General features: G+C 71.9%; 14 protein-coding genes. 8 read left to right on the top strand and 6 right to left on the bottom strand.

The annotated features are described in order from the left end of the window. Window positions 1–18: 18 nt before the first annotated feature. Window positions 19–2466, bottom strand: coding sequence for an immune inhibitor A (locus FBY41_RS02215; RefSeq protein ID WP_260439511.1), 2448 nt, complete (start codon window positions 2464–2466; stop codon window positions 19–21). Window positions 2467–2645: 179 nt separating this feature from the next. Continuing rightward, window positions 2646–3395 carry a DUF6636 domain-containing protein gene (locus tag FBY41_RS02210; RefSeq protein ID WP_141841784.1) on the bottom strand — a complete coding sequence of 250 codons (750 nt, stop codon included), beginning with the start codon at window positions 3393–3395 and terminating at the stop codon, window positions 2646–2648. 93 nt (window positions 3396–3488) lie between these two features. Between FBY41_RS02210 and FBY41_RS02205 the strand changes: the two genes are divergently transcribed. From FBY41_RS02205 to guaA, 3 genes are all read left to right on the top strand, one after another. Further along, a complete protein-coding gene (locus FBY41_RS02205) occupies window positions 3489–4292 on the top strand; it encodes an SURF1 family protein (protein ID WP_260439510.1) in 804 nt (267 codons plus the stop codon). Then, entirely contained in the window at window positions 4289–4693 is a 405-nt protein-coding gene (locus FBY41_RS02200) for a DUF3817 domain-containing protein (RefSeq protein WP_141841782.1), read from the top strand. Before FBY41_RS02205 ends, FBY41_RS02200 begins: the two co-directional genes overlap by 4 nt. 170 nt (window positions 4694–4863) lie before the next feature. Continuing rightward, a complete protein-coding gene (gene guaA / locus FBY41_RS02195) occupies window positions 4864–6429 on the top strand; it encodes a glutamine-hydrolyzing GMP synthase (RefSeq protein WP_141843013.1) in 1566 nt (521 codons plus the stop codon). A 126-nt stretch (window positions 6430–6555) separates the two neighbouring features. On the opposite strand, the gene FBY41_RS02190 is transcribed toward guaA, so the two are convergent. Further along, entirely contained in the window at window positions 6556–7068 is a 513-nt protein-coding gene (locus FBY41_RS02190; RefSeq protein WP_141841781.1) for a hypothetical protein, read from the bottom strand. 204 nt (window positions 7069–7272) lie between these two features. Here FBY41_RS02190 and FBY41_RS02185 point away from each other — a divergent pair, with 204 nt between their 5' ends. Then, the gene (locus FBY41_RS02185; protein WP_141841780.1) at window positions 7273–9918 is read left to right on the top strand and encodes an asparagine synthase-related protein; all 2646 of its coding nucleotides are present in this window, start codon (window positions 7273–7275) and stop codon (window positions 9916–9918) included. Window positions 9919–10070: 152 nt separating this feature from the next. On the opposite strand, the gene FBY41_RS02180 is transcribed toward FBY41_RS02185, so the two are convergent. From FBY41_RS02180 to FBY41_RS02170, 3 genes are all read right to left on the bottom strand, one after another. Beyond that, the gene (locus FBY41_RS02180; RefSeq protein WP_185748951.1) at window positions 10071–11735 is read right to left on the bottom strand and encodes a long-chain-fatty-acid--CoA ligase; all 1665 of its coding nucleotides are present in this window, start codon (window positions 11733–11735) and stop codon (window positions 10071–10073) included. Window positions 11736–11851: 116 nt separating this feature from the next. Then, window positions 11852–14227 carry a heavy metal translocating P-type ATPase gene (locus tag FBY41_RS02175; RefSeq protein WP_141841779.1) on the bottom strand — a complete coding sequence of 792 codons (2376 nt, stop codon included), beginning with the start codon at window positions 14225–14227 and terminating at the stop codon, window positions 11852–11854. Window positions 14228–14349: 122 nt separating this feature from the next. Then, complete coding sequence (locus tag FBY41_RS02170) at window positions 14350–15171, bottom strand: PIG-L deacetylase family protein (protein WP_141841778.1); 822 nt, start codon at window positions 15169–15171, stop codon at window positions 14350–14352. 24 nt (window positions 15172–15195) lie between these two features. Here FBY41_RS02170 and FBY41_RS02165 point away from each other — a divergent pair, with 24 nt between their 5' ends. The 4 genes from FBY41_RS02165 to FBY41_RS02150 are packed head-to-tail and all read left to right on the top strand — an operon-like array spanning window position 15196 to window position 17717. After that, a complete protein-coding gene (locus FBY41_RS02165; RefSeq protein ID WP_311769349.1) occupies window positions 15196–16338 on the top strand; it encodes a glycosyltransferase in 1143 nt (380 codons plus the stop codon). Next, window positions 16335–17057, top strand: a complete 723-nt coding sequence (locus tag FBY41_RS02160) for an NUDIX hydrolase (protein WP_260439509.1) — start codon at window positions 16335–16337, stop codon at window positions 17055–17057. Before FBY41_RS02165 ends, FBY41_RS02160 begins: the two co-directional genes overlap by 4 nt. Before the next feature lie 42 nt (window positions 17058–17099). Beyond that, window positions 17100–17462, top strand: a complete 363-nt coding sequence (locus FBY41_RS02155) for a hypothetical protein (protein ID WP_221629191.1) — start codon at window positions 17100–17102, stop codon at window positions 17460–17462. A 30-nt stretch (window positions 17463–17492) separates the two neighbouring features. Then, window positions 17493–17717, top strand: a complete 225-nt coding sequence (locus FBY41_RS02150) for a hypothetical protein (protein WP_260439508.1) — start codon at window positions 17493–17495, stop codon at window positions 17715–17717. Window positions 17718–17775 lie beyond the last annotated feature (58 nt).

Here is a 17775-nt window from a genome sequence, read left to right as displayed (position 1 = left end):
CCTGAGTCACCCTGGGGGTCACTTCGGAGCGACGAGCACGTTCAGCGAGTTGCCCTGCATGGAGCTGCTGACGACGCGGATCGTCGTGCCCGTCTTGGGCACGTCGACGCTGTACCAGCCCGGCTGGTAGCGGCCCTTGTGCGAGCCGGTCGCGCCGTGCTGGTCGGAGCCGAACCACCACGTCTTCGTGTCGTCGAAGACCGGCTGCGCCGGCTTCGAGGCCACGGTGCCCGTGGTGCCGTCGGCCGGGTTGTGCAGCGTGATCGCGTCGGTGCGCTCGAGCCCGAAGGTCGAGTCGTAGGACAGGATCCGGTTGCGCATCAGCGTGCCGTCGGACCAGTGGGTGAACTCCGGGTGGGCGTCGACGGGAAGGACGAGGCCCTTGCCCGGGTGGTCGCCGACGTTGTTGTCGGTCTGCGAGCCGTCCCAGTAGCTGATGAGCAGGCCGTTCTGGTACGGGTAGCTCTCGACCCAGTCCGGCTTCGTCGGGAACCCGAAGTTGTAGGCCGTCTTGAGCGACGCGTCGTAGCCGTCGTACTGGCGGTTCTCGGCGATGTAGGCGTTGAAGAACTCCTGCACCTCCTGGCCCGTGGTCGTGACGAAGCCGTTGAAGGTCCAGCCCTCGTCGGACTCGGCCGTTCCGATGAGCGTGCCGTTCAGGGCGATGTTGTCGATCCGGATGCCGGGCTGCGTCTCGGCGACGTCGGTCCAGTAGCGGAAGCGGACCTGCGTCGTGCCGGCGGGCAGCGTGGCGGTGAGGTCGACCCACTGGCCAGCCGTAGAGCCGGTGATGCCCTGGCCCTCGTTCTGGCCGTTGGGGTTGCTCGTCGTCGACCGGTTGGTCGCGACGGGCGTCCACGTGCCACCGACGTTGGCCTCGAGGTAGGCGTAGTCCCAGCCGGTCTCGATCTGGTAGTTGACCTTGGCCGTCAGCGCCCCCGGCGCCGCTGCGTGGGTCATCGTCGTGTTGATCTCATCGCCCTGCGTGCTCCAGTACATCTTCGAACCGGCGAACGGCGCGCCGAGGTCGAGCGGCACCTGCTTGTCCGGCAGGACGGTGAAGAGCGCCTGGGCCTTCTTCGTCGCCGGCACGTTGGAGCCGATCGTGTGGGACGAGCGCTTGCCGGCATACGCGACGTCGTAGAACGGGCCCTGCTTGCCCTGCGGCTGCAGCCAGCCGAGCTGGAAGAGCTCGTAGGCGCCGAGGTCGGTGGGCGAGTCGCCGATGCCGTCGGGACCGCCGTCACCGATGTTGGCGCCCGAGGACATGAGCGTCCAGAAGGCCGTGTTGTTCTCCGCGCCGCCGGTGTTGCCGGAGGTGTCGTAGAGGTCGGGCAGGCCGAGGTCGTGGCCGAACTCGTGGGCGAAGACCCCGAGTCCGCCGTTCTCCGGCTGGACGGTGTAGTCGTAGACCCACACGCCCGTCGGGTTGTTGGGAACGTCGGGGCTCGACACGAGGCCGGCGTTGCTGCCGATGTTGACGGCGCCCACGTTGGCGCCGTAGGGGCTGTTGGGCTGGAGGTTGGCCGACCAGCGGTGGCTCCAGATGGCATCCGTGCCCTGGTTCGGGTCGCCCGCGGCCTCGTCGCCGCCGGCGTGCACGATCTGGAAGTGGTCGATGACGCCGTCGGGCTCGTTGAAGTTGCCGTCGCCGTCGATGTCGTAGCGGTCCTGGATGTCGAACGTCTTGAGGTATGCCGTCACCTCGGCCATCGTCTTGCCCGACTTGAGCTGGGCGTCCACCCAGACGGCGAGCGCGTCGCGCACGAGCGCCTTGCTCGTCGCGCACACGATGCCGCCGCAGTAGTTGCGACCGTAGAGCGCCTCGTTGAAGGGCACCTTGACCCACTCGGTGACGTCGCCGTCGACGGAGTAGCGCCCCGAGGACTGGGCCTCGTAGTACTTCGCCATGCGGTTGAAGTACATGTCCTCGTAGTGCTCGCGGTTGTAGTCCGCCTGCCACAGGGTCGAGTTGTCGACCGAGCGGTCGGGGGCCGGGATCTGGTTGTGGAGCGGACCGGTGACGTCGGTCGTGCTGTTGTCCTTCGGCGGACCCGTGAAGGTGCCGGGAGGGGCGGTGGCGCCTGCGCCACCGGTGTACTGCTTGTCGCCGAACTCGACGATGACGGCGAAGATGCGGTCGGTGCCCTCGCGTTCGAGCTCGACGTACTGTCCCTTGCCGAGCTTGGCGACCTTGCCCTGGGCGCTCTGGTCGCCCTTGAGCCGCTTCTCGAGCGCCTTCGCGCGCTTGGCGTCCTGCTTGACGGCGAGCGGCGATCGCAGGTTGTCGTTGTGGGTACGGCCCCCGGCCTGGCCCGTGTCGTTCTTGGCGACGGGAGCGGCGGGCGCGGCCGGGGCAGCCTGGGCGGGCGACGCTGCGACGGCGCCGGCCAGCAGGGCCCCCGTGGCGAGCAGGCCGATGAGCCCACGTCGCCGGGAGTGCAGTGATTGCCTCACGAGTTCCATCCCTGTTGTGTGAGTTGTGATGGGGTCGCACGACGAAGTCGGTTGCCCGTCCTCCCCGAGGCGACTCGGCCACTCAAGGGCATACCGCTCGAAAGACACGATCTGTCATGCAACTGTTATGGAATCGAGATCTTGGGTTCAGGGCCGCCACAGGCCCCCGTGCGTGCGGCGGAGCGCCGTCAGAAGGTGACGAAGGTGTCGCGCGCGAGGAAGAACCCGTGTCGGCTCGCGTCGTCGACGCAGGTCATGCCGAACTCCTCGCTGAGGCAGGCCACCGACCCGAGCGACGGGCCGGTCCGCACGCCGTAGGCGAGGGTGGCCGCGGCGCCCTGGCGGATCGTGTCGGAGTTGCAGACCGGTCGTGCGCCAGCCGCAGTCAGCTCGATCCGGCCGATGTCTGAGGGCCCTCCCGGCGGGCAGGGGGCGGATGCCGGGGCGTCGCTGCGGCCCTTCGAGACGTCGCAGGTCACGACCACACCCTGGCCGCCGGCGGTGCTGCAGGTGATGTTGCCGGAGGGGCTCTGGAAGACGGAGCCGACGTCGGCCGACGTGGCGCGGTCGATGCGCTGCTTCGCCTCGTCGTAGGAGTGCGGGGCGCCTCGCTGCTTGCCCACGGCGAGCGAGGTGGGCACGGCGGTGGTCGTGGCGGGCGTCGTGGGGGTCGCCGACACCGTCGGCACCGACGTGGGTGAGGTACCCGCCGTGGCGACCGGCGCGTCGACGGTCACCGTCACGGTGCGCCGCGGCGTCGGCATGTCGGTCATCCCGCACGCCGCCAGGGCGAGCACGACTGCTGACCCGACGCATACGGCCCCGAGAGCGCGACGTGTGGTCCGGCCGCGCCGGGCACGCAGCCCCTCGCCGGGTCGAGTCGGCTCACCGGCGAGGCTCGGACGGGTGACCTCCAGCATGGCGCTGAAGTCTGGCACGGATCGAGCGTCGGATCACGACCCGCCTCCGATCACGGCCCGGGCGGGGTGACCGGGCCGGGAAGTGTCCGGGGCGTGACCTACTCTGGATGGGTGCTCCGTGGACTGCTCAGCCCCAAGTGGGTGGGGCTGTTCGCCCTCGTCCTCGTCATCGTGGCCGCGTGCACGCTCCTCGGCCTCTGGCAGCTCGGCGTCGCGCGCGACGAAGGCCACAAGCAGGCCGTCGCCGCGGCCTCGCAGCTCCAGCGGGCACCGCTCCAGCAGGTGACGCGCGCGCACTCCGCCTTCGAGGCCGAGTTCTCCAACCGTCCCGTCAGCGTGACCGGCACCTACGACGACACGCGCACGATCCTCGTCGTCGACCGGCGTCTGGGTGACCGCGCCGGGTCCTGGGTCGTCACCCCCCTCGTCACCGAGGGCGGCACGGTCGCCGTGCTGCGCGGCTTCGTCGACGGCGTGCCCGCCACTGCGCCCGCGACCCCCACAGGGGTCGTCACCGTCGAGGGCTCGCTCGGCCCGACCGAGTCGCCGCGGCCGGGGGCGCCGCTGCCCGCGCCCCAGCGACGCTCCGTCGACCTCGCCGCTCTCGTCAACGAGTGGCCCGGCGACCTCTACAACGTCCTCGTCCTCGCGTCGAGCGAGACCTCCGCCGCGCCGGCGTCGTCCGGCAGCGGCGGCGCCGCCGCGACGGACACCGCGACCGCCTCGCGGGCCGGCGGGTTGACCCGCGTGCCGCCGCCCGACATCGACACCCCGCTCAACCTGCGCAACGCCGCCTACGCCGTGCAGTGGTGGGTCTTCGGGCTCTTCGCGATCTGGATGTGGTGGAAGATGTTCCGAGCCGAGCAGCAGGCGGATGCCGTGCCGGCCGCAGAGAGAGAAGAGATCCCCGCGTGACGACCTACCCCCAGTCCCTCGCCAAGCCGAAGCAGATCCGCAGTGCCCTGTCGTTCTACCGCGTCATGGCGATCACGGCCGGCATCGCGCTCGTCATCCTCATCATCGAGATGGTGATGAAGTACCTCCTCAAGCAGACCAACGTGCTGACGGAGTACTGGAGCCCCATCCACGGCCTCATCTACATGGGGTATGCCGCGTCCGTCGCCAACCTCGGCATCAAGTGCGCCTGGGGCGCGAAGCGCATCGTGCTCAACCTGCTCGCCGGCTTCGTGCCGGTCGTGCCCTGGATCGCCGAGCGTCGCAACCACGCCGAGGTCGAGGCGATGCGCCAGCGGGCCTACGTCGCCGGCGGTCCGAGCAGCGTGGCCAGCGAGCGCGGAGGCGACGGCCCGCGCTGACCCGCGCCACCCGGCATACGGCACACGGCACACGGCGGCGCGGCGGGGTCTCGCGCCCCCGATAGGCTGGGCGGGTGACCGACGAGCCCACGAGCGCGCCCACGTCAGAGCCCACCTCGGCGTCCACGACGGAGCCCACGACGGAGCCCACGCCCGACCACGGCGCCCACCTGCAGAGCCACCCGGTGCTCGTCGTCGACTACGGCGCGCAGTACGCCCAGCTCATCGCCCGCCGCGTGCGCGAGGCGCAGGTCTACAGCGAGGTCGTGCCGCACTCGATGCCGGTCGCCGACCTGCTCGCCAAGCGGCCCGCCGCGATCATCCTCTCCGGTGGGCCGAGTTCGGTCTACGCCGACGGCGCCCCGGCCCTCGACCCGGCGCTGCTCGAGGCCGGGGTGCCGGTCTTCGGCATGTGCTACGGCTTCCAGGCCATGTCGCGAGCGCTCGGCGGCACCGTCGCGCGCACCGGCGCCCGCGAGTACGGCAAGACGACGGCGTCGGTCGACACCGCCGACTCCACGCTCTTCGCCGGGCAGCCGATGAGCCAGGTGGTCTGGATGTCGCACGGTGACTCGGTCACCGAGGCGCCGGCCGGCGCGAGGGTCACGGCGACGACCGCGGGCACGCCCGTCGCCGCGATCGAGGACGACGAGCGTCGGCTCTACGGCGTCCAGTGGCACCCCGAGGTGCTGCACAGCGAGCAGGGCCAGCGCGTCCTCGAGAACTTCCTCTGGAAGGGCGCCGGCATCGCCCCCGACTGGACGCCCTCCAACGTCGTCGACGACCTCGTCACCTCGATCCGCGAGCAGGTGGGCGAGGACCGCGTGCTCTGCGCGCTCTCCGGTGGTGTCGACTCCTCCGTGGCCGCTGCGCTCGTGCAGAAGGCCGTGGGTGACCAGCTGACCTGTGTCTTCGTCGACCACGGGCTGCTGCGCGAGGGCGAGGCCGAGCAGGTCGAGCAGGACTTCGTCGACGCGACGGGCGTCGACCTCGTCGTCGTCGACGCACGCGAGCGCTTCCTCGACGCCCTGGCCGGCGTCACCGACCCCGAGACCAAGCGCAAGATCATCGGCGAGCAGTTCATCCGGGTCTTCGAGCAGGCAGCCCGCGACATCGTCCACGACCGGGGCGACGAGCACCACCCCGTCAAGTGGCTCGTCCAGGGCACCCTCTACCCCGACGTCGTCGAGTCCGGCGGCGGCGAGGGAGCGGCCAACATCAAGAGCCACCACAACGTCGGTGGGCTGCCCGACGACCTGCAGTTCCAGCTCGTCGAGCCGCTGCGCACCCTCTTCAAGGACGAGGTGCGCCAGGTGGGCCTCGAGCTCGGCGTGCCGGAGGTCATCGTCTGGCGCCAGCCCTTCCCGGGCCCCGGGCTCGGCATCCGCATCATCGGCGCGGTCGACGCCGAGCGGCTCGCGATCCTGCGCCGCGCCGACGCGATCGCCCGCGAGGAGCTGACCAGGGCCGGGCTCGACCGCGACATCTGGCAGTGCCCCGTCGTGCTCCTCGCCGACGTGCGCTCCGTCGGGGTGCAGGGTGACGGACGCACCTACGGCCACCCCGTCGTGCTTCGCCCGGTCGCGTCCGAGGACGCCATGACCGCCGACTGGGCGCGCGTGCCCTACGAGGTGCTCGCGACGATCTCGACTCGCATCACCAACGAGGTCGAAGAGGTCAACCGCGTCGTCCTCGACGTCACGAGCAAGCCGCCCGGCACCATCGAGTGGGAGTGACCTGACCCGTCGAGAGGCCACTCGTGCTCGCGTCGGTCGAGAGGCGAGCACAGGTGGCCTTTCGTCCGCCGTCAGCGCAGGGGCGTATGCCGTGTGGCTGGCCTCACGGCATACGCCGAGGAGGGCTCAGCGTCCGGTCGCCGCGATGTACGTGCCCGCGTTGCTCAGGGGGTTGAGGAGGACCACCGGGGCCAGGCAGCGATCGGGCAGGCTCACGTGCGCGTCGATCTCGGCGTCGCCAGCCGCGCTGAACGGCACGGGCGCCGTCATGACGAGGTCCTTGCCGTTGCAGACGACAGTGGCTGAGAGCGTGGCCAGGGGGTTGTCGCCCCGGGTCGGGATGATGAGCCCCTGAACCTCCACGCTGAGGTCGCCGTTGGCGCGCAGCCGCGCGGTGCCGTCGGAGATCACCCACGGCGCTCCACCCCGTGTCAGGCCGAAGAGGGGCGGGTCCGAGAGGATGCTGCCCTGCAGGGGTGCGCGGAGGATGTCGCTGCGCGGTCCGTTGCCCGAGCCGTTGCCCGAGCCGTTGCCGGAGCCGTTCGGGGCGTCTGAGGCCGAGGCCGAGGTGGCGACGAGGGCGCTGGCCGCGAGGAGCGCGCCCGCGACGAACGCGGCGGGCCTGGAGATGACGGGCATGTCTTCTTCTTTCTCGTGGATGCGGGAATCTCCCACAGTCCAAGGACGACCTGATGCGCCGCAGGGTTCAGAACCGCTCCTCCGGTCTGGCCACTCCGGTCCGCCACGGGCTGCCGGGGCCGCCACGGGCCGCCCCGGGCCGCCCCGGCCTCCGGTCCCCGGCCCTCGGCCGAACCACCCAGCCCACGTCACTAGGGTTGAGCCATGTGCGGAATCAGCGGCCACCTGGGCGTCACGACCGACCCGGGGCTGATCGAACGGCTCTCGCGGTGCGACCACGACGAGGCGTCCGCACCGGCTGTCGCACGCGTCGGGTCGGCCGTCCTGGCGGCGACGGCGAGGGGGGATGCGGCGGGCCGCGCGTTGGTCACGAGCGTCTCCGGACGGCATACCCTCGTGCTCGACGGCGAGCTCTACGAGGCTGACGTGCTCCGCGAGGAGCTGACGACGCTGGGCCACGACATCACGGGCGGCGACGCCTCCGTCGCGCTGGCCGCCTACGGCGAGTGGGGAGCCGAAGGGCTGGACCGGCTCGAGGGCTCCTTCGCGCTCGCCGTGCACGACCGAGAGACCGACGCGGTGACCCTCTCGCGAGACCCCTTCGGCACGCGGCAGCTCTACGTCGCGCAGGTGCCGGACGCCGGCGGGTGGCTCTTCTCGAGCACGATCCGCCCGATCCTCGAGAGCGGGCACCACGAGCGCCGACCCAACGACCGCACGATCTACCGCTACCTCTGCTTCCGCGTGCACGACGACGGTCCCGAGACCTTCTTCGACGGCATCGAGCGGGTGGGGGCGGGCGAGACGCTGACGCTGTCGGCGGCGCGGGCCGAGCGGCACGTCTGGAGCAGCCTGCGCGACGAGCTCGAGGCGGCGCCCGAGCCGCACCCCTACGGCGCACGGGTCATCGAGGACTTCCGGCACCTGCTCACCGCGGCCGTGCGACGGCGTACGGCGGGGCGGGTCGCGACGTCGCTCTCGGGCGGCATCGACGCGGCGGCCATCGCCTCGGTCGTCGACAGCCTCGCGCGCGCGGACGCCCCCGCGTCCCACACCGTGCAGCAGACCTGGTCGGTGCTCTTCCCCGACACGCGAGCCGATGAGGTGCGTTACGTCGACGACGTCGTCGCGGCCCTCGGCGACCGTGTCGAGGCCCACCGGGTCGAGCCCACGCCGACCGACTTCAAGCTCGACCTGCGCGACTTCGTGCGCCTCCAGGAGGAGCCGCTCGTCTCGACGGGCGCCTACACGCAGTTCCGCGTCATGCGCGAGGCCGCCGCGAGCGAGGGGCCGCCCACCGCCCTGCTCGACGGGCACGGGGGCGACGAGACCCTCGGCGGCTTCGGACCGCACCACCTCGTGCACCTGCGCGCGCTCACCCGCTCGGGTGGAGCGGCCGGGGCGGCCAAGGCCGCTGCCGAGCTCGGCCGCTCCCTCGACGTGCTCGCCCGGCGCGGTGGACCGGTCGTCGCCGACCGGGTGCGCGGCCGGCGTGACGTGCCGGTGCGCAGCCTGCTCGGGGCGCAGTTCGCCGCCCGGTTCGCCGACGAGTCGTATGCCGTGGAGCGGGGGTCGCTGCACCGGCGCCTCGTCGACGACGTCGTCGCCGGGTCGCTGCCGGCTCGGCTGCGCTATGCCGACAAGAACGCCCGCCACTTCGGGCTGCGGGTGCGCCTGCCCTTCCTCGACCGCGACCTCGTGCGGTTCGTCTTCGCGCTGCCCGACGAGGCGCTGATCCACGAGGGGTGGAGCAAGCGGGTGCTGCGCGACGCGATGCAGGGCCGGGTGCCCGAGTCGGTGCGCCGCCGCCGCGACAAGGTCGGCGCGACGACGCCGCAGGGTGAGTGGTTCATGCGGCTCAAGAACCACATCTACGGCGTGTTCCTCTCCGAGTCCTTCGCCGAGCGGCCGTACGTCGACCAGAGCGCCGTGCTCCACGCCTTCGAGGGGTGGATCAAGGGCACCAACTCGATCGACTCGATGACGGTCTGGCGCATGCTCAACCTGGAGCTGTGGCTGCAGGAGTTCTTCGACGAGCACGACCCGGCTGCCGACGAGCCCGAGCGAGTCAAGACGGACTACGAGCCCAACGCCCGCAAGCAGCTCGACCTCACCCTCGACAGTGGGACGGTCGTTCGTCGCTACCCACTGCGCACGGACCTCTACGCCCGCGAGGACGACCTCGAGGCCAAGACGCTCGGCTACATCGAGCGGTTCTTCGCGGGGCTGCCGGAGGCCGGGGCGGATCATGCCGCCGCGACCACTGGGCAGTGGTTCTTCTTCATCTCCGAGAAGATCGTCGCCATCACCCAGGGCCGGTCCTTCTTCATCTGGGACATCAAGGTCGGCCGGCCGGCGCGCGTGCTGAGCCGCTACGTGACGCGCACACCGGCAGGCATCGGGCTCGGGTCACCCTTCACGATGCAGCTGGCGATAGAGGAGGCGGGGCTGCCCCGCGTGCTCTACGCCTCTGCCGGCGGCTTCGTCGGCAAGCTGGTCGGCAAGCGCGGGCTCTTCTACGACCTCGTCGGTGGTGACATCCGCGCCATCGACGGTCCGACCGAGTACTCCGTCTACCCCGCCAACGTCTCGGCCAAGCTCGGTCCCAAGGACCCCGACGACGTGGCGGCCCGGCTCAGCGCGGCGATCCGTGAGCGCGTGCCCGAGGCCTATCGCGAGACCTTCGGCGGCACCGTCGTCATGGACGCCAACGACATCGGCCGCAACGTGCTCGGCAAGGATGCCCCCGGTCCCAAGGAGCGCTACGGGGCGATGTTCGCCGACAACCCCCTCGGCCAGGGCTCCGAGCAGACCCCCATGGCCATCGTCTTCGAAAAGCCCTCTGTCTGAGCCATTCCCCTCCACCCCAATCGAAAGAGCACTTCGTCGGGTGCGCAGAGGGCGCGGGCGCGCTCAGCCAATCGGCACCCTAAGCGCATTCGGGAATCGACAAACTGCTCTTTCGATTGCCCTGGGGAGCCGACGAAGTGCTCGCTCGATGTTCAGGGGTTGATGAGGGAGGCCCGCACCTGCTTGCAGAGCACCTTGCCGATCTGTGACCGCGGGAGGTCGTCGACGGCGACGACGCGGCGGGGCACCTTGTAGGCGGCGAGGCACGAGCGGCAGTGGTGGCGTAGGCCCGCCTCGTCGAGGGTGGCTCCGGGCACCAGCTGCACCGCGGCGACGACGTCCTCGCTCCCGTCGGCCCGCGGGATCCCGACGACGGCAGCGTCGGCGACGTCAGGGTGCTCGCGCAGTGCTGCCTCCACCTCCGAGGGCATGACGTTGAAGCCGCCGGTGATGATGATCTCCTTGATGCGGTCGACGATCGAGACGAAGCCGTCGGGGTCGACCTCGACGATGTCGCCCGTGCGGAACCAGCCGTCGTCGATGAGGGCTTCGCGCGTCTCGTCGGGCTTCTGCCAGTAGCCACCGAAGACCTGCGGACCTCGGATGAGCAGCTCCCCGCGCTCACCGGGCGCCCTGTCGGTCCATGGGCTCTCGGGGTCGACGACACGAATCTCCGTGTTGGGGAAGGGAACTCCGATGGCGCCCGGCCGCCGCTCACGCCCGAGAGGGTTGCCCACCGCCACGGGTGAGGTCTCGGTGAGGCCGTAGCCCTCGATGAGCAGCCCACCGGTGACGCGTTCCCACAGCTCGAGCGTCGAGGCCGGGAGCGACATGGCCCCCGAGATGGCGAAGCGGACCGACGTCAGGTCGACCCCGCGCTCCTCGGCGGCCTTCGCGAGGCGCTCGTAGATCGGCGGCACGGCTGGCAGGAAGGTCGGCGGGTGCTTGGCCGCGGCGGCGAGCACGAGGTCGACGTCGAACCGCGGGAAGAGCACGAGGCGTGCGCCGATGCTGAGCGCGAAGGTGAGGCACAGAGTCAGGCCGTAGGCATGGAACATCGGCAGCACGGCATAGATGACCTCCTTGCCGTCGACGAGCCCGGGCACCCAGGCCCGGCCCTGAGCGGCATTGGTGCGCAGGTTGCGGTGGGTCAGCATCGCGCCCTTGGGCACGCCGGTCGTGCCGCTGGTGTACTGGATCGCCGCGAGGTCGGTGGCGCGCGGCCGGGGGTAGTCGGCCGCCAGGTCTCCGTGGGACAGCAGGAGCCGCCAGGGGATCGTCCCTTCGGCAGGCGCCGTGAGGGCGGCCCGCGAGGCACGAGCCTTGGCGACCGGCAGCCGCAGGGCGAGACGCGTCCGCAGCGGCATGGCCGTCGTGAGATCGACGGCAACGACCTTCGTGACGCTCCCGGCGCCGATGACCAGTCCGGCAGCCTTGTCCCACACGACAGCCACGGTGGCGCCGTGGTCACTCAGCTGGTGCTCCATCTCGCTCGGCGTGTAGAGCGGATTGTGTTCCACGACAACGGCGCCCAGTCGCAGGATGGCGTGGAAGACGACGATGTGCTGTGGGCAGTTGGGCAGGACGATCGCCACCCGGTCGCCCGCGCCGACGCCGAGCTGGCGCAACCCCTCCGCAGCAGCACGGACCTGCTGGCCGAGCTCCGCGAAGGTCGTCTCGGCTCCGAAGAACTCGAGAGCCACCAGTGGGCCGAAGCGCTTCACCGACGTGTCGAGCAGGTCGACGAGGGACGCGTCGCCCACCTCGACATCGGCCGGCACGCCCTCGGCGTAGTGGGCGAGCCAGGTGCGTTCCATGCCGTCGGTCACGAGCGCGCCGCCTTCATCGTCGTCGAGGTTCCTGCTGAGGAGCAGCACGCGCCAGTATGCCGTCCGGCCGGGTCGGCCCGCCGGCAGACCCGGGCGATCCCTCGTCACGAACGGGTGCGGCGCCGCATCGCCGGGAGGTGGGCCGGCAGGTGGCTCGGGTGCTGCGGTGTCGCGGTCGCCGGCACGAGGGCGAAGGCGCCCTCCTCCTCCTGGCTGTTGTGCAGGCGACACACCGCATAGAGGCCGTAGAGGATGCGTCTCAGCTCCACGACGTCCTCCGGCGAGATGGGTGGGGGAGCGGACCCGCCAGCCGTGCCGTCGAGCTCGGCGACGAGTCTCCTGAGCCGGCCGACCTGGTGCTCGATCTCGGCGTGGGTGCGTCGCATCGTCGCGGTGGCGTCCGTGCCGAGGGCTCGGTCGACGAGCGGCATGAGGAGGTCCTCGTCGGCGCGCTCGTGCGGGATGAGCTGGTGCTCGAGGCGGTCGAGCAGCGACGCGACGGGGGCCAGGTCGAGGTCGTCACCCGTGAGGTCGTCGGCGACGCTGCGGATCTGCTCGACGGTCCCGAGCGTGAGGTCGTGCTCGGCGCGCAGCCGGTGCGCGGTCGCGACGTCCGCCTCCGACATCGCGATGGTGTGCAGGCGCCCGGGCAGCAGGGCCCGCAGCGCGATCGCGATGGCGAGCACGTCGATGCCCTCCTGGAGCACGGCTCCGGCGGCCGGGGGGAGCAGCCCGACGGCGGCTGCCACCATCGCCACGAACGAGAGACCCATGCCGGTGACGACCGCCTCGAGGGCGATGCGCCGTGACCTGCGGGCGATGAGGATGGCGTCTGCGAGCGCGTCGACCCGGTCGACGGTGAGCACGACGTCGGCGGCCTCCGACGACGCAGTCGCCCCGCGAGCGGCGAGCGCGACGCCCACTCCCGCCGCCGCCAGGGCGGGGGCGTCGTTGACCCCGTCGCCGACCATGATGGTGCGTGCCGTGCCGGACTCGGCCCGGATGACGGCCAGCTTGTCGGCGGGGTCGCAGTCGGCGAGCACGGCGTCGACACCGACGATCCGGCCCACTGCCTCGGCGACGTCGGCCCGGTCCCCGGTGAGCAACACCGTGCGGGTGATGCCCGAGGAGCGCAGCATCGCGAGCATCCGCGGTGCGTCGGAGCGGATCGGGTCCTCGAGGAGGAAGGCCCCGGCGGCAACCCCGTCGACGGCGACGAAGACCGTGAGCGAGCCGTCGAGGGCAGCCCGCCGTCGCACGCGCTGGAGCCAGGGCGGTCGGGCGTTGCCGACGATCCAGGAGGCCTTGCCGAGCCGCACGACGTGCCCGTCGACGACACCTTCGAGCCCGTAACCGTGCACCTCGTGGACGTCGGTCGGCATCGAGAGCTCGAGACCCCTGCCCAGAGCTGCGCTGACGAGCGCACTCGCGAGGGGGTGCGGCGAGACCTGGTCGAGCGAGGCTGCGAGCCGCAGCGCGTCGGTGCCGTCGCCCTCGCCGCCGGCTGTCACGACCGACGCGAGCTCGGGGCGCCCGCGCGTCAGCGTTCCCGTCTTGTCGAAGAGCATGACCTGGCCCGCGGCCAGGGCCTCGAGGGCCGCGCCGCCCTTGACGACGACGCCGATCCGCGCGGCCCGGGAGAGCCCCGACATGATCGCCACCGGGGCGGCGAGCAGCAGCGGGCACGGGGTCGCGACGACGAGGACCGCCACCGCGCGCAACGGCGAGCCCGCAACGGCCCAGGCCGCACCCGCGAGCACGAGCGTCAGCGGCACGAAGAGCATGGCGAAGCGGTCGGCCGTGCGCACGAAGGGAGCCGAGGAGGCCTGTGCCTGCTCGACGAGACGGACGAGACCGGCATACGTCGACTCCGCGGCGGGGGCGGTGGCGAGGAGGTCCATCGGGGGGCCGGCGTTGACGACTCCGCTGCGCACGTCGTCTCCGGCGGTTCGCTCGACCGGGCGGGCCTCACCGGTGAGAGCCGACTCGTCGAGGGTGCCGGCGGCCTCGAGCCGCCCGTCGACCGGCACCACCTCACCGCTGCCGACGACGAGGTGGTCGCCCGGCACGACGTCCTCGACCGGCACCTCGGTGACGCCCTCGGAGGTGACCCGCCGAGCGGTCCGCGGCGTGCGTTCGACGAGGAGGCGCAGCTCACGGCTGGCGCGCGCCGCGGCCCTGGACTCGAGCAGCTGACCGGTCGAGAGCATGACGGCGATCATCGCTCCGGCGAAGGGCTCGTCGACCCACAGCGCTCCTGCGAGGGCCAGCACGGCGATGATGTCGACCGTCGGCGACCGGCGCTGCACGGCCCGGGCCGTCGAGACGAGGGAGACCACGAGGCCGAACGCCGTCGCCGCGATCCAGAGCCACCGCGCGGTCTCGTCGGCGCCGAGCAGCGTGGCGACCGCCCCGCCGCCGAGCAGGCCGGCGGAGCCGAGGAAGAACACCGTCGGCCAACGGTCCCGCCACCAGCTCACCCTTCGATCATCCGCCTCCCGCGACACGGCGGACGACGATGGGGAGCGGAGTCACACGCGGAGTCACACGCGGAGTCACACGCGGAGTCACACGACGGGGCGGACGGCATACGGCCCTCGGGTCAGGGGAGCCCTTCGAAGACGTCGCGGCGCAGCGGGTCGCCCGGCCGGGCGGCGGGGTCGACGAACCACTCGCGCCCGAAGACGAGGTCGTAGAGCGGCCGGGGGATGCGCAGGAAGGCGGCGAGGGTGCGGTCGGCGCCCCCGTCGGCGCTTGCCTGCGACGCGTGCGCCCGCATCGAGGCGCGCTTGGCCGCGATGTGGCGCCGGACGTCGATCCGGTGCGTGATCTCGCTGCGAGCCGAGAAGGCGCGGTCGAAGCTCGAGCGGTCGAACTCCGGAGGGAAGCGGTAGACCTTGGCCGCGACGTCGATGGCCCGGCAGATCGTGTCGCGCGGCACCGTGGCCTCGAGGACCCGCGGCGTGCCGGCGAGCGCGGCGGCCCGCCGGCCGACGACGTGCACCTGCTTGTGGTCGGGGTGGCCGTAGCCGCCGTTGGGCTCGTAGGAGAGCAGGACGTCGACGTCCTCCTCGGTGAGGATCGCCGCGAGCCGGGCGGCCGCCTCCTCCACGTCGGCGCGGACGAACCGCGTCGCCCCCGGCGGGTCGGGCGCGACCTCCGGGCCGAGCCCGCTGTCGGCGTAGCCGAGGTGCTCCACGCGGCTCACCCCGAGCGCGGCGGCGCTGCGCCGCAGCTCGGCCATCCGACGCCCGGCGAGGGCACCGTCGGCCGCGAACTCCTGCGACGCGAGACCCAGCTCCCCGTCGGTCGCGACCACGAGCACGACCCGGTGGCCCTCCGCCGCGGCGCGCGCCATCGTGCCCGAGGTGAGGAGGGCCTCGTCGTCGGGGTGGGCGTGGAAGGCGAGCAGGGTGCGTGGCATCGACCCATCTTTTCGCATGACAGAGTGAAGCCTGTGAAGGTGGCCCTCCTGTCCGACTGCTATCTGCCGCGGCTCGGCGGCATCGAGGTGCAGACGCACGACCTCGCGCGGGCGCTCGTCGCGCTCGGCCACGAGGTCGAGGTCTTCACCGCGACCCAGGGTGCCGACGGCGAGCGGCGCGGTGAGATCACGGTCGTCGACGGGATCCCGGTCCACCGGCTGGCGGCTCGCCTTCCATGGCAGCTCCCGATCAACCCGTGGGCTCCGCCGGAGCTGCGCCGGCGCCTCGTCGGCGGTGGCTTCGACGTCGCGCACGTGCAGACGGGCGTCGTGTCGCCCTTCGCGTGGGACGCGACCCGGGTGACGCTGCGGCTCGGACTGCCCACGGCCATGACATGGCACTGCATGCTCGCCGACCTCGCCCCGGTCTTCGACGCCGGCCGTTTCGTGCGCCGCTGGGCCGCCCGGGGGGTCGCGATGTCGGCCGTCTCCGACGTGGCGGCCGAGCCGCTGCGCCGCCTCGTCGAGCCGGGGAGCACCGTTTCGGTGCTGCCGAACGGCATCGACGTCAGCCGGTGGGCAGCCGGACCGGTCGCCCGGCCGCCGGGTCCGCTGCGCCTCGTCACGGCGATGCGCCTCGCGAAGCGCAAGCGACCTGCCGCACTCGTCGGCGTCGTGGCACAGGCCGAGGCTCTCGCCGGAGCGGGCGCCATCACGCTGACCATCCTCGGAGAGGGGCCCGAGCGGTCGCGGGTCGAGCGCCACGTGCGTGAGCACGACCTCGGCTGGGTCCGCCTGCCCGGACGCGTCTCGCGCGAGGAGCTGAGAGAGAGGTATGCCGCCTCCGACGTCTACCTGTCACCTGCACGCCTCGAGTCGTTCGGGATCGCCGCCCTCGAGGCGCGCACCGTCGGCCTGCCGGTGATCGGCCGAACCGGCTCTGGGGTGGGGGAGTTCGTGCATGACGGAGTGAACGGCCTTGTCGTCTCGAGCGACTCGGAGATGGCTTCTGCAATCGCTTCTCTGGCAACCGATCTCGACCGTGTCGCAGAGATGCGTGCGTGGAACGTCGCCCACCCTCCGGAGCAGGAGTGGTCGCAGGTGGCCCGTCTGGCCGTGGGTGAGTACCACCGCGCGATCTCGCTCGTGCGGGCGGTGTCGGCATGACCCGTCCGGTGCGCACTAACGTGCCCGGCGGCGTGCACGTCGTCGGGGTGGTCGACACCGGCGGCGCCGTGGCCCGCGCGCGTCTCGACCACGGCGCCGACCCGGTGCACGTGCTCGCCCTGTCGGGGTGGGGCGCCCGGTCCGCACACTCCGCCACGGTGCGCGAGGACGGGGCGCTCGAGCTCACCTACGTCGTGAGCCCGCTGGACGGCATACCGCCAGGGACGCCTGAGGTGCCGCGCGACCTCGACGTGGCACCCGACGAGGTGGGGGAGCCCTACCAGCGCGTCGCGGCCTACGCCGTCGTGACGAGCGAGCGGGGAGTGCTGCTGACGCAGTTCAACTCGCAGACGAATGTCGCCGGTGACTGGGGGCTGCCCGGGGGTGGGCTCGACGACGGTGAGTCACCGGTGGCCGGCGTGCACCGCGAGGTGTGGGAGGAGACGGGCCAGCGGATCGAGCTCGGCTGCCTGCTCACCGTCCAGTCGCAGCACTGGTTGGGGAGGGCCCCGTCGGGGGCGCTCGAGGACTTCCACGCCGTCCGGATCGTCTATGCCGCAACGTGTCCCGAGCCGACCGAGGTCGTCATCCACGACATCGGTGGCACGACCTCCGATGCGCGCTGGGTGCCCCTCGACCGGATCGCCGACTACCCGCTGACGTCGTCGTGGCGTCGGCTCGCGGCGCTCCACGACCTCACGCGGGGCCACGGCTCCTGACGTGGCAGGGGCGGCGGCACCGGGGATACGACGCTCCGTAGGATGACGGCCATGGACTTCGTCTACAACGTGCTCGTCGCCCTCCACCTGCTCGGCATGGCCGCTGTCGTCGGCGGGTGGATCGCCGTCCGGAGCGGGCGCACGCTCATCGCGCCCATCGTCTGGGGGGCACGCGCCCAGCTCGTGACCGGCCTCGCCCTCGTCGGCATCGCGTCGGCGATCAAGGACGACTCCCACGAGGTCGACAACACGAAGATCGCGGTCAAGCTCGTCATCGCCCTCGTCGTCGTCGCGGCGGCCGAGATCGGCCGGGCCCGCACCAAGCGTGGCCAGGACGCCGGCACGCTGCTCGACGTCGCCGGTGGCGGGGCCGTGGCCAACGTTCTCGTCGCCGCCCTCTGGTGACCCTGCGTCGGTCACCGAGGTCTGGGATGTGTGGCTGAGGTGCGGTGGAACGCAGGGGTGCTCGCCGGTCTGCTCATCGGTCTGGTCTGGCTCGTGGCGGGCGTCGTGCTCGTGCTCGTCGGTCGCAGCCGCAGGCGCTCGTCGACGGCTGGGGGCGCCGGTGGGGTCGGGATCATCGGAGTCTTCCTCACGGTCGTCGGCGCGCTGACGTGGTTCGCCACCCTCCTGCTCGCCGTCGTTCCCGGCGAGTCCTGACCGTCCGCCCACCGCGGCAGCGCTGCTCAGACCCAACGAGGCCGACCGACGACCGTTG

Source organism: Humibacillus xanthopallidus (assembly GCF_006716675.1).
Classification (GTDB): domain Bacteria; phylum Actinomycetota; class Actinomycetes; order Actinomycetales; family Dermatophilaceae; genus Humibacillus; species Humibacillus xanthopallidus_B.
Note: the sequence above shows the minus strand (reverse complement) of the source record. Positions and strands in the feature narration are given on the sequence as shown.